This is a genomic window from Massilia sp. ST3, from assembly GCF_018119405.1.
Lineage (GTDB): Bacteria > Pseudomonadota > Gammaproteobacteria > Burkholderiales > Burkholderiaceae_D > Telluria.
In genome coordinates this window covers 1-11,772 of sequence record NZ_JAGPWC010000014.1, presented here as the reverse complement: position 1 = coordinate 11,772, position 11,772 = coordinate 1, and the positions used below count along the sequence as shown (strand labels likewise).

The 11,772-nt window shown below is 68.6% G+C and carries 11 protein-coding genes; 5 read left to right on the top strand and 6 right to left on the bottom strand.

Annotated elements, in window-relative coordinates; translation table 11 throughout:
- Positions 1 to 8 precede the first annotated feature (8 nt).
- Positions 9 to 1,838 (top strand): dihydrolipoyl dehydrogenase, encoded by a 1,830-nt coding sequence (gene lpdA / locus KBW98_RS06685; protein ID WP_211519348.1) that lies wholly within the window; start codon positions 9 to 11, stop codon positions 1,836 to 1,838.
- 206 nt (positions 1,839 to 2,044) lie between these two features.
- Here lpdA and KBW98_RS06680 read toward each other — a convergent pair whose 3' ends face one another.
- The 4 genes from KBW98_RS06680 to KBW98_RS06665 are packed head-to-tail and all read right to left on the bottom strand — an operon-like array spanning position 2,045 to position 5,853.
- Positions 2,045 to 2,764: a LytTR family DNA-binding domain-containing protein gene (locus KBW98_RS06680; RefSeq protein WP_229429031.1), complete on the bottom strand. Its 720-nt coding sequence runs from the start codon at positions 2,762 to 2,764 to the stop codon at positions 2,045 to 2,047.
- 20 nt (positions 2,765 to 2,784) lie between these two features.
- On the bottom strand, positions 2,785 to 3,948 hold the full coding sequence (locus KBW98_RS06675; protein WP_211519347.1) for a sensor histidine kinase: 1,164 nt from the start codon (positions 3,946 to 3,948) through the stop codon (positions 2,785 to 2,787).
- A complete protein-coding gene (locus tag KBW98_RS06670) occupies positions 3,945 to 5,429 on the bottom strand; it encodes a carotenoid oxygenase family protein (RefSeq protein WP_211519346.1) in 1,485 nt (494 codons plus the stop codon). Before KBW98_RS06670 ends, KBW98_RS06675 begins: the two co-directional genes overlap by 4 nt.
- A gap of 7 nt (positions 5,430 to 5,436) precedes the next feature.
- On the bottom strand, positions 5,437 to 5,853 hold the full coding sequence (locus KBW98_RS06665; RefSeq protein WP_211519345.1) for a DUF2141 domain-containing protein: 417 nt from the start codon (positions 5,851 to 5,853) through the stop codon (positions 5,437 to 5,439).
- Positions 5,854 to 6,075: 222 nt separating this feature from the next.
- Here KBW98_RS06665 and KBW98_RS06660 point away from each other — a divergent pair, with 222 nt between their 5' ends.
- Positions 6,076 to 6,396 (top strand): hypothetical protein, encoded by a 321-nt coding sequence (locus tag KBW98_RS06660; RefSeq protein ID WP_211519344.1) that lies wholly within the window; start codon positions 6,076 to 6,078, stop codon positions 6,394 to 6,396.
- Positions 6,397 to 6,462: 66 nt separating this feature from the next.
- Here KBW98_RS06660 and KBW98_RS06655 read toward each other — a convergent pair whose 3' ends face one another.
- Both KBW98_RS06655 and KBW98_RS06650 read right to left on the bottom strand, forming a co-directional pair.
- Entirely contained in the window at positions 6,463 to 6,648 is a 186-nt protein-coding gene (locus tag KBW98_RS06655; protein WP_211519343.1) for a hypothetical protein, read from the bottom strand.
- A gap of 122 nt (positions 6,649 to 6,770) precedes the next feature.
- Positions 6,771 to 7,409 (bottom strand): TetR/AcrR family transcriptional regulator, encoded by a 639-nt coding sequence (locus KBW98_RS06650; protein WP_229429027.1) that lies wholly within the window; start codon positions 7,407 to 7,409, stop codon positions 6,771 to 6,773.
- 124 nt (positions 7,410 to 7,533) lie between these two features.
- Here KBW98_RS06650 and KBW98_RS06645 point away from each other — a divergent pair, with 124 nt between their 5' ends.
- The 3 genes from KBW98_RS06645 to KBW98_RS06635 are packed head-to-tail and all read left to right on the top strand — an operon-like array spanning position 7,534 to position 11,765.
- The gene (locus KBW98_RS06645; protein ID WP_211519341.1) at positions 7,534 to 8,697 is read left to right on the top strand and encodes an HlyD family secretion protein; all 1,164 of its coding nucleotides are present in this window, start codon (positions 7,534 to 7,536) and stop codon (positions 8,695 to 8,697) included.
- 9 nt (positions 8,698 to 8,706) lie between these two features.
- Positions 8,707 to 10,317 (top strand): DHA2 family efflux MFS transporter permease subunit, encoded by a 1,611-nt coding sequence (locus KBW98_RS06640; protein ID WP_211519340.1) that lies wholly within the window; start codon positions 8,707 to 8,709, stop codon positions 10,315 to 10,317.
- Between the two features lie 17 nt (positions 10,318 to 10,334).
- On the top strand, positions 10,335 to 11,765 hold the full coding sequence (locus tag KBW98_RS06635) for an efflux transporter outer membrane subunit (RefSeq protein WP_211519339.1): 1,431 nt from the start codon (positions 10,335 to 10,337) through the stop codon (positions 11,763 to 11,765).
- Positions 11,766 to 11,772 lie beyond the last annotated feature (7 nt).

Genomic DNA, 11,772 nt, shown 5'->3' with positions numbered 1-11,772 from the left:
GCGCGTTCATGAGCACTGTTGAAGTAAAAGTCCCGAACATCGGCGACTTCAAGGATGTGGAAGTGATCGAGCTGCTGGTCAAGGCGGGCGATACCATCAAGGTCGACCAGTCCCTGATCACCGTCGAATCCGACAAGGCCAGCATGGAAATCCCGTCGACCCACGCTGGTGTCGTGAAGGAACTGAAGGTCAAGGTCGGCGACAAGGTCAACGAAGGCTCGATGCTGCTGGTGCTGGACGAATCGGGCGCAGCGGCAGCGGCAGCTGCACCTGCACCAGCCGCGGCCGCCGCACCTGCCGCCGCTCCGGCGCAGGCGCCGGCCAACAAGCCGGCCGATTCGTACGCGCCGGCCCACCCGACCCCGTCGGCCCCCGCGGCTCCGGCGCCGGGCGCGGCCAGCTACAGCGGCCCGGTCGACATCGAGTGCGAGATGATGGTGCTGGGCGCGGGCCCGGGCGGCTACTCGGCCGCCTTCCGCGCCGCCGACCTCGGCATGAACACCGTGCTGATCGAGCGCTACGCGACCCTGGGCGGCGTCTGCCTGAACGTGGGCTGCATCCCGTCCAAGGCGCTGCTGCACGTGGCCCATGTGATCGACGAGACCGCCCACATGGGCGACGTCGGCGTTTCCTTCGCCAAGCCGGAAGTCGATATCGACAAGCTGCGCGCCTTCAAGGACGGCGTGGTCAAGAAGATGACCGGCGGCCTGAACTTCATGGCCAAGTCGCGCAAGGTCAACGTGGTGCAGGGCGTGGGCCAGTTCCTGAGCCCCAACCACGTCGAAGTGACGACGCCTGACGGCGGCAAGAAGATCATCAAGTTCCAGAAGGGCATCATCGCCGCCGGTTCGTCGGTGGTGAAGCTGCCCTTCGTGCCGGAAGACCCGCGCATCGTCGATTCGACCGGCGCGCTGGAGCTGCGCCAGGTGCCCAAGCGCATGCTGGTCATCGGCGGCGGCATCATCGGCCTGGAGATGGCGACCGTGTACTCCACGCTGGGCGCGCGCATCGACGTGGTCGAGATGATGGACGGCCTGATGCAGGGCGCGGACCGCGATGCGGTGCGTGTCTGGCAGAAGCACAACGCCCACCGCTTCGACAACATCATGTTGAAGACCAAGACCGTCGGCGTGGAAGCGCTGCCGGAAGGGATCAAGGTCAGCTTCGAAGCGGCGGAAGCCGGCGCCACCGCGCCCGAGCCGCAGCTCTACGACCTGGTGCTGGTGGCCGTGGGCCGCAGCCCGAACGGCAAGAAGGTCGGCGCCGACAAGGCTGGCGTGGCGGTGAGCGACCGCGGCTTCATCCCGGTCGACAGCCAGATGCGCACCAACGTGCCGCACATCTTCGCGATCGGCGACCTGGTCGGCCAGCCGATGCTGGCCCACAAGGCGGTGCACGAGGCGCACGTGGCGGCGGAAGCGGCCCACGGCGAGAAGGCGCACTTCGACGTCAAGGTGATTCCGTCGGTGGCCTACACCGATCCGGAAGTGGCCTGGGTCGGCATCACGGAAGAGGAAGCCAAGGCCAAGGGCATCAAGGTCGAGAAGGGCCACTTCCCGTGGTCCGCCAGCGGCCGCGCCGTGGCCAACGGCCGCGACGAAGGCTTCACCAAGCTGCTGTTCGATGCGGAGACCCACCGCATCATCGGCGGCACCATCGTCGGCACCAGCGCGGGCGACATGATCGGCGAAGTGGCGCTGGCGATCGAGATGGGCGCGGATGGGGTGGACATCGGCAAGACCATTCACCCGCATCCGACCTTGGGCGAGTCGATCGGCATGGCGGCGGAGGCGTATGAAGGGACGTGTACCGACCTGCCGCCGCCGCGCAAGCGTTGATGGTTTGTTGAGCGTGTGAAAACGGGACCTTTCAAGGTCCCGTTTTTTATGTACTGAGTTGCGGCGCTGCGAACTTGGGTCCCCGCCTTCGCGGGGGTGACGTGCTTACGCAGGTGGCAGGAATAAACTTAAGTAGCAACTCTAAAACGTCATCCCCGCGAAGGCGGGGACCCAATTCCCAAGCGCAGCGAAAACAGAAACGCCAGCTACATCTGCCTGAACAACTCCACATAATTCCTGCTCACCACCAGCTGCTCATCCCGCCCCTTGAGCCTGACCAGCAACCTCCCGCGAAAATCCGTCCTGGTCCCCGCCACGTGCTTCGCCGCGACGATCACCCCGCGATGGATCTGCCAGAACTGCCGCGCATCCAGCTGCTCCCTCAGCTTGCTGAGCGGCGTACGGATCAGGCTTTCCCCATCCGCCAGGAACACGCTGGTGTACTTGTCGTTGCTCTGGAAGTAGATCACCTCGTCGATGGCAATCAGCCGCGTTTCCTGCCCATGCGCCGCGCGGATCCACTGCAGGGGCGCCGGTGCGGGCGCCGCCCCGAACTGCTGCAGCAGGGCCTGCAGCGCATCCGCGGCCGGCGCGGGAACGGACAAGGTCCGCTTGAGCCGCTCCACGGTCCGCGTCAGCCGCTCCATCCCGATCGGCTTGAGCAGGTAGTCGAAAGCCGCATGCTCGAAGGCCTGCAGGGTGTAGTGGTCATAGGCCGTGGTGAACACCACGCGCGGCGGCTTCGATCCTTCGCACAGCCGCGCCGCCAGTTCGATGCCGGTCAGCCCCGGCATCTGGATGTCGAGGAACACCACGTCCGGCGCCAATTCGTCGATCAGCGCCAGCGCCTGCACGCCGTTGGCCGCGCGCGTGATGCGCAGTTCCGGCCAGGCGATGGCCAGCTGGGAAGCGAGATAGTCGAGCAGATGCGGTTCGTCGTCTGCGATCAGGGCGCGGGGATGGTCGATGATGGCACCGTGGAAAGAGGAAGCAGCAGGCGCGCGGTGACGCCGCCGCCAGGGTTTTCAAGAAGCTGGAGCTGGCCGGCCAGCTGGCGCAGCCGTTCGCGCAGGTTGGCCAGGCCGACCCCGCCGCCGGGACGCGGCGCGGCCGCGCGCAAGCCATTGCCGCTGTCGCAGACCTCGACGCACAGCTTGGCGCCGTCCAGGCGCGCGCGCAGCACGATCTCGCCGCCCTCCAGCTTGGGCTCGATGCCGTGCATGATCGCGTTCTCCACCAGCGGCTGCAGCAGCATCGGCGTCATCGGCAGGGTGCGCAGCGCGCTCTCCGCCTCGGTGCGCCAGCGCAGGCGCTCGCCCAGGCGCACGCCCAGCACGTCGAGATAGGCGCCGGCCAGGTCGAGCTCGCTTCCCAGGGTCGCATGCTCGGCGCGGCTGGCGGCCAGGCTGGCGCGCAGGTAGTCGATGAAGCGCTCCAGCATGCGGCGCGCCGTGGCCGGCTGGCTGTCGATCAGGCTGACGACATTGGCCAGCGTGTTGTACAGGAAGTGCGGTTCGATCTGGGCCTGCAGCGCGCGCAGGCGCGCCTCGGCGATCAGCTGGCCGGCGGCGGCGATCTGTTCCTGCTGGCGCGCATGCTCGGCCGCGCGCCGCAGGCGCCGTTCGCCGGCCGCCAGCACCATGACCATCAGGACCGCCGTCATCAGCGCGAAGGCCAGCAGGAAGGTGAGGGTGGCGCTGTACTGGAAAAAGCGCAGCGGACTCTTGCCGACCACCAGCGCATTGCCGAGGGGGATGCCGATCACGCTGGCCAGGGCGATCGCCAGTACCTGGGCGGCGCGGAAGCGCCATGGCTTCCCGCGCGGGAAATACCGCTCCAGCAGCTCCAGCATGGCGTGGATCATGAAGCCGATCAGGTTGCTGATCACGAGGGTGGCGAACAGCAGCCGCGTGAAGGACATGCTTGAACGGCCCATCAGCTTTTGCACGATGGTCAGCCCCAGCGCGAGCAGGCTGCTCCAGACCGCCGTGTAGAGCAGGTTACGCAGGAGCGAGGGAGGCCAGCGCCGGAACAGAGGAATCAGTTCCAGGGGATGGTGGCCGCGCGCGCGGGCCAGGCTGGGGGCAAGGGATTCGTGGGAAGTGATCATGCGAGCAAGAAATTACCATGAAAGCAGTGCGGTGTGCGATAGGGGAGCCGGGCCAGCGCCAGCGGCCCGGCGCTCACCCGCCCGGCATCGAACACGGTCATCACGGTCACCTCTTTGCGCAGGTCCTGCGCGACGCCGACCAGGTAGCCGTCGGTTTCCGAGCGTGCATGGCGGCGTGGCACCAGCACATGCTCCTCGACTTGCCAGCCGGCGCCGAAGCGGTAGCTGTCCACCTTGCCGGTGTCCGTATCCACCAGGTTCACGCTCGACAGCACGGCCTCGTCCTCGTTGCCGAGCAAGACCAGGCGGCGGTGGCGGCTGCCGACGACCTGGGGCGCGACGCGCGGAAACTCGCTGGCGCCGAACAAGCGGCTGACGCGGGCCTGGCCGCTTGCATAGTCGAGGCAGATTTGCACCGCTTCGCTGCGCCCGTGCGGGCCGGCGGGCCGCTCGCCGGCCATCAGCCCGCCCAGCTCGCCGATCGCGTCACCCTGGTGGAGCACCGCGTCGAAGCGGGTGCAGGCGCCGTCTTCCCAGGCGTTCCCGAAGTGGAACACCATCGCGGGCGACAGTTCGAACACCTGGCGCACGGCCAGCGTGTCCTTCGCCACCACCACTACGCGCAGCGGGCGCGCGGCCGGGCCGTCGCCGGCCCACTTGTGGCGTTCGGCGAAACTCAGGCTTGCGCCGGGCCGCAGGTCGTAGGGCGGAAGGAGAAAGACCAGGTGTTTCGCGCTGACCGCGAAGTCGTGCACCATGGCCTGCTGTGGCGCCTCGACCACTCCGGTGCGCAACACCTGGCCGCCGGCGCCGATCTGGTACACGGCGATGCGGCCCGAGCCGGGCAGGGCGCCGAAATTCCACATGCCGCCTTGCGGGTCGAGCTTGGGGTGGGCCGAGAAGGGCATCGCGCGCAAGTCCTCGCGCCAGGTCTTGGCGCCCATGGTCGCCAGCGTGTCCGGATCGAGTTCGGTGGCGGAACCGCCCTCCCACAGCGCGTACAGGCGGCCGTCGAAGGGCAGCAGGTTGGTGTTGGCGGCGTTCAGGGTGTCGTTGTCGCGAAAACCCCGGCGCGCCACGTGGGTGCCGAAGGAGGGATACAGGAACCGGCCGGCATCCGATTCGTCCAGGAAGCGGCGCGTTTCCACGAAGCGGCCGTGGTGGTGTACCTTGCCGTCCCGGATCCGCCAGCACTGGGCATAGCCGTCGCCGTCGAACCAGTGGTGATGGCGTTCGCCGCCGAGCTCGAAGCGCCCAGGACCGTTGCGGTAGAAGCTGCCCTGCAGGTCGGCGGGCAGGCGCCCGCTGAGGCGCGCCGCGCCGGCCTGGCTGCCGGCGACGCCGGCATACACCGCCAGCGACGGGTCGTGCGCCAGGGCCGCGTGGAAGCGGCGGTAGGTGGCCTGGTCGGCGCGGGCACCGCCGGTCAGGGCGAGGAGGCCCGCGCCGAGGCCGGCGTCGAGGAAGCGGCGGCGGTCCATGCCGCTCTCAGCGCAGGCTGACGGTGGCGCTGGCGCCGCCGGCGGCGACCGAAAACCTGGTCTGCTCGAAGGAGGGCGGGCCCATGTGGCCGAACGCGTTGTTGCTGAATGCGTGCGCTTCGGACGGGATGCCCATCAGGTTGCGGTCCATCTTGCCGTTGCCGTTGGCGTCGTGGAAGAGGGCGAAGCCGTAGTCGCCCGCCGGCAGGTCCTTGATCAGCACGTCCACCGCGCCGGCGCTGGCCGGCACCCGCGCCACCTTGGCCGGGCGCTTGAGGAAGCTGTCGGCGGAATCGTAGACCGCCACCATGATGCTGCCTTCGGAGGATTTGACGTCGTCGACGCGGATCGCGAGGTCGCCCGCATGGGCGGCGGCGCAGGAAAGGAGGAGGGCGAGGCAGCTTGCGTGAGGGAACAGTTTCATGGTGGTCTCCAGTCGGTTGGGATGGAGGCACTGTAGCGGGCGGCCCGGCCGCGGATGCCGGCTTGCGACGGGGCGCCGCCCTGGCGGCGCGAATTGCACGCCGGCGGCGCGAAATGCGGCGGCCCAAGCGTGCGCCGGTTGCCGCCGGCTGGCGAAACGCTATCATGGCGGCATGAGGCGGCAATCCTCTTGCCGCGGTCGCGTCTGGCTCAGGAGGCTGACATGGACGAACACGGCAATGACTACATCGGCACGGTCTTCGTGCTGCCCGAATCGCGCTGCTTCGAACTCAAGACCACGATCCGCGGCGAACCCGCGACCGTGACCGGGACCATTTCGCAGCAGCTGGCGGCGAAATTCGAGGACCACGGCCGGGATGGCATCGACCCGCGCCAGGTGGCGCTGGCCCCGCGCAGGGTGCAAGTGGTGACCCGCGAGATCCACGAACGGCACCGCGCATCGCGCACGGTGCACTGCCTGACGCGGGTCTACGACCTGGAAGACCTGGGCGCGGCGAAGCCGGTGCCGGTGGCGACGATCTAGCGGGCTGTACCCGGCAAAAAAAAACCGCCCGGCAAACCGGACGGTCTTTTTGCGGCCCGCTACTGCTCAGCCGAAACTGACGAAGCGTTGCGGAATATCGATCGTCCCCGCCTGCGCCGCGGCGGCGTAGGCACGCATTTCGGCAACGACCGCTTCGAGCTGTTCGTTGCCGGGGTTTTCAATGAAGCATTTCATGCGTTCTTGCAGCGACGCCTGCTGGTCACGCCATTCGTAACGGGACGACTTGCTCATACTGCCTCCTCGCGGTGCGCCGCTGTTGTGTTCTTGGTATCCATGACACCCTCCTGGTAAAGGCGTTCAGGCTCTCACGGAAGGCAGAGGCGGGTCGGTGCGATGACGCACAGAGTCTTGCCTCAAGGATGCTTGAGGACACTTCGGTAGAACAGCTCCATGCGCTGCGCCAGCAGGCGCTCGGCTTCCTCGCCGCAAGGTTCCTGGTCGGGGAACAGGAAGCGTCCGAGGGGATCGCCATTGATGCAGGAGATCAGGTAAGGCGGCAGCTGGTCGAAGGGCAGGTCCTCGCGCAGCTGGGCGCGCACGTCGGCGCGGGCGAAGAAACGGTCCAGCATCTCGCGCGTCATGCGCGGCCCGGCCTCGTAGAAGGTGTCCGCCAGTTCCGGGTTGCTGCCCGACTCGGCAATCACGACGCGCTGCAGGGCCACGGCGTCGGACTCGCACAGCAGGGCATAGAACACGCGCGCGAAATCGTCCAGGATGGCGCGCAGCGGGCGGGTGTCTTCTTCCATGCTGCCGGCCGGGAAGAAGCGCTCGCGGCGCGCGACCAGGGCCGCCTTCAGCAGGCCGGCCTTGCCGCCGAACTTCACATAGATGGTCCGCACCGCGACCCGCGCCTCGCGCGCGATGGCCTCCAGGCTGACCTTGGTATAGCCGTGCTTCAGGAACAGGCCGCCCGCGACATGGATCAGTTCCTGGGTGCGCGCCTCGACCTCGGAAGCCTTGGGGCGGCCGGCCGACTTGACGCAAGAAGACATGGGTTTGCTCATGCTTCAAACTTTAGAGCAAAGTCAAATGAAATGCAACCGTTTCATTTCTTGACTTTGCCCGGATCTTGGAAAATAATGCGCCTAAACCATTTCATTTCTTCGGAGTACTCCCATGGCAGAAGCGCATACCCCGGCCGAGCACAAGCCCGCCGCCACTACCCAGGCCGGCGCCCCCATCCAGGGCGCCGCCCAAGGCAAGGCGCCGCCCAACAAGCGCGTGCTGGCCGTGGTCGGACTGATCGCGCTGGCCGCCATCGGCGCGGGCGGGCGCATGTGGTACAAGAGCCATCATTACGTGGAAACCGAGAATGCCTACGTCACCGGGCGCGTGCACCCGGTGTCGGCGCGCGTGGCCGGCGTGGTCACCCGCGTGCTGGTCGACGACAACCAGATGGTCAAGGCGGGCGACGTGATCGCCGAGCTGGACCCGGCCGACCACGCCGTGCGCGTCGAGCAGATCGAGGCCCAGATCGCCAGCGTGCAGCAGCAGATCGGGCAGGCCGGCGCCCAGGTGGCCCAGGTGCGCGCCCAGGCGGCCGCCGCCGGCGCCCAGGTCAGGCAGGCCGAGGCCCAGCTGGTGCGTGCGCGCCAGGACGCCGAGCGCTTCGGCCAGCTGTACAGCGAGACCATGAAGGCGGTCTCGAAGGCCGAGGTGGACGCTTCCAGCGCGGCCCGCGCCGGGGCCGTGGCCGACGTGGCGGCGCGCCGCGAGAGCGCCAGCGCGGCCCAGGCCCAGGTGACGGCCGCCGACGCCGCGCGCGACGTGCTCAAGGCCCAGGTCAAGGTGCTGCAGGCCCAGCTGAAGGACGCCAGCCAGCAGCTGGCCTATAACCGCATCGTGGCGCCGGTGGCGGGCCGCGTCGGCAAGCGCAGCATCGAAGTGGGCGCCCGCGTGCAGCCGGGCCAGCAGTTGCTGGCGGTGGTGGAAGACAATGTGTGGGTGGTCGCCAACTTCAAGGAAACCCAGCTCGCCAGGCTCGAGCCGGGCCAGCAGGTGCACCTGGAAGTCGACGCCCTGCCGGGCAAGGACCTGGTCGGCCGCGTGGACAGCTTCTCGCCGGCCTCGGGCAACCAGTTCGCGCTGCTGCCGGCCGATAACGCGACCGGTAACTTCACCAAGATCGTGCAGCGCGTGCCGGTCAAGATCACCCTCGATCCGCAGGACGTGAAGAAGTACGCCGGCCGCCTGGTGCCGGGCATGTCGGTGGTGGCCGAGGTCGCGCTCGACCAGAAAGTCGCGCATACCCAGACCGCCTCTGCGGCCCAGGCCCACTAAGGAAGCCCCATGAGCTCCCTGAGCAAGCCCGCCGTCGCGGGCGCGCCCGCCACGCCTTATTCGCCGCCGCTCGGCGCGCGCGTCGACGCACGCACCTGGGTCGCGGTCGCCGCCGGCATGCTGGGCGCCTTCATGGCGGTGCTCGACATCCAGATCACCAACTCCTCGCTGCGCGACATCCTCGGCACCCTGTCGGCCACGCAGGAAGAGGGCTCCTGGATCTCCACCGCCTACCTGTGCGCCGAGATCGTCGTGATCCCGATGACCGCGCTGCTGACCCGCGCCTTCGGTGTGCGCAACTACATGATGGGCACCACCGCCCTGTTCCTGCTGTTCTCGACCCTGTGCGGCGCGGCCTGGAACCTCGAGAGCATGATCGTGTTCCGCATGCTGCAGGGCTTCACCGGCGGCGCCCTGATCCCGATGGCGATGACGCTCGTGATCACTCGCCTGCCCGCCAACAAGCGCGCGGCCGGCATGGCGATCTTCGGCCTGACCGCCACCCTGGCGCCGGCCATGGGCCCGACCCTGGGCGGCTATTTGTCCGAGCTGTACGGCTGGCCTTCGATCTTCTACATCAACTGGGTGCCGGGCGTGCTGCTGATCGCCGGCATCATGTATGGCCTGGACAAGGAAAAGGCCAATCTCAAGACCCTGGTCAACGCCGACTGGCTCGGCATCGGCCTGATGGCGATGGGCCTGGCCTGCCTGACCATCTTCCTGGAAGAGGGCAATTCGAAGGACTGGTTCGAGTCCGAGTTCATCGTGACTTTCGCCGCGCTGTCCCTGACCGGCATCCTGGGCTGGGTGGTGGTGAGCTTCTCGCGTCCCGATCCTTTCGTGAACCTGGCCCTGTACGGCCAGCGCAACTTCCTGGTCGCGACCATGCTGTCGGCGGTGACCGGCATGGGCTTGTACGGGTCCTCGTTCCTGCTGCCGCTCTACCTGGGCCAGATCGCCGGCTATACCCCGATGCAGATCGGCGAGGTGATCGCCTGGGTCGGCCTGCCGCAGCTGTTCGTGATGCCTTTCGCGGCCGCGCTGTCGTCCAAGGTCGACAACCGCATCCTGTGCTCCTTCGGCCTGCTGCTGTTCGGCGGCTCCTGCGTGATGAACGCCTTCATGGATGCGAGCACCGGCTACGACCAGCTGATGCTGACCCAGATCGTGCGCGCGATCGGCCAGCCCTTCGTGATGCTGACCCTGTCGAACTTCGCGATGTCCGGCCTGCCGCCGCGCGACATGCCTTCGGCCTCGAGCCTGTTCAACATGACCCGCAACCTGGGCGGCTCGATCGGCATCGCGCTGCTGGCCACCTCGCTGACGAACCGCGAGCACTTCCACTCGGCGCGCCTGGGCGAAGCCGTGTCGAACTACGCGCCGGCCACCCAGCAGCGCCTGGACCAGCTGACCCAGGGCTTCATCGCCAACGGCATGGACCCGGCCACGGCCGCGAACCAGGCGCTCGCCGTCATCGACCGCATCGTGCGGCGCGAATCCTATGTGATGGCCTACAACGACGGCTTCCTGATCATCGGCCTGGTGCTGATCGGCTGCATCGCGGCGATCTGGATGGCCGACAAGGTGAAGTCGCCGGGCGGCGCCTCGGGCGCACATTGAATACGAAAGCAGAGAACATGAAGAAGCCATTCGCACTGACCCTGATCGCCGCCTCGCTGGCGCTCGCAGGCTGCACCACCGTCGGTCCCGACTTCCAGGCACCGGCGGCGCCGACCGGGTCGGCCTTCCGCCACGCTGCCAACGGCGACACCGCGCGCCTGCCCGCCAGCTGGTGGACCGTGTTCGCCGATCCCACCCTCGACAGCCTGGAGCAGCGCGCCCTGCGCGACAACCCGGGCGTGCAGGCCGCCGCCCAGCGCCTGCTGCAGGCCCAGGCCCAGCTGGGCGTGGTGCGCGCCGGCCAGCTGCCGAGCGTCGCGGTCGGCGCCGGCATCTCGAATTCGCGCACCTCGAGCGAGACCTCGCAGGGCATCGCCCTGGGCCGCCGCTCGATCGAGGGCAACAACTTCAACGTCGGCGCTTCGCTGTCTTACGAGCTGGACCTGTGGGGCCGCGTGCGCCGCGTGGTCGAGGCGGCCGACGCGCAGGCGCTGGCCGCCCAGGATGACCGCGATGGGGTGATCCTGCTGCTCTCGAGCCAGGTGGCGTCCTCGTACTGGCAGCTGCGCGGCCTGGACGCCGAGCTGGCGATCCTGCGCGGCGCGCTCGACACCCGGCGCGAGGCGCAGGAGCTGGTCGAGGCGCGCTTCAAGGCCGGCCTGTCGAACGAACTGGATGTCTCGCGCGCCCGTATCGAGCGCGCCAACGCCGAAGCCGACCTGCACGAGGTGCAGCGCCAGCGCAACCTGGTCGAGCACGCGCTGGCGACCCTGGTCGGCGCCTCGCCGAGCGCGCCGCTGATGGCGGCGTCAAACAGCGCGCTGCCGCAGCCGCCGGCCATTCCGGTCGGCCTGCCGGCCAGCCTGATGGGGCAGCGTCCCGACCTGGCGGCCAGCGTGGCCCAGCTGCGCGCGGCGAACGCCCAGGTGGGCGTGGCCGAAGGCGCGTTCTACCCCTCGCTGTCGCTGACCGGTAACTTCGGCTTCGCCTCCGAGCACCTGCGCGACCTGGCCAGCGGCGGCGCGCGCCAGTTCTCGATCGGCCCGCTGGCGCTGTCGCTGCCGGTGTTCGACGCGGGCCGCAACCGCTCCAACCTGGCGCTGTCGAAGGCGCGCTACGAGGAAGCGGTGGCGAATCACCAAGGCAGGCTCCTGACGGCGCTGCGCGAAGTCGAGGATGCGCTGTCGGATGTGGAGCAGCGCCAGAAGCAGGGCGAGGTGCAGGCGCAGTCGCAGCAGGCCGCCAGCCGCGCCTTGCTGGTGGCGCAGGCGCGCTACGAGCGCGGCGTCTCGACCTACCTGGACGTGACCGACGCCCAGCGCAGCGCGCTGGCGGCGGACCGGGCGGCGGCGCAGATCCGCACCCAGCGCCTGCTGGCCACCGTGGCCGTGGCGCGCGCCATCGGCGGCGGGTGGGAGCAGGGGCCGGCGCTGGCGACGGTGCGTTGACGCGGGG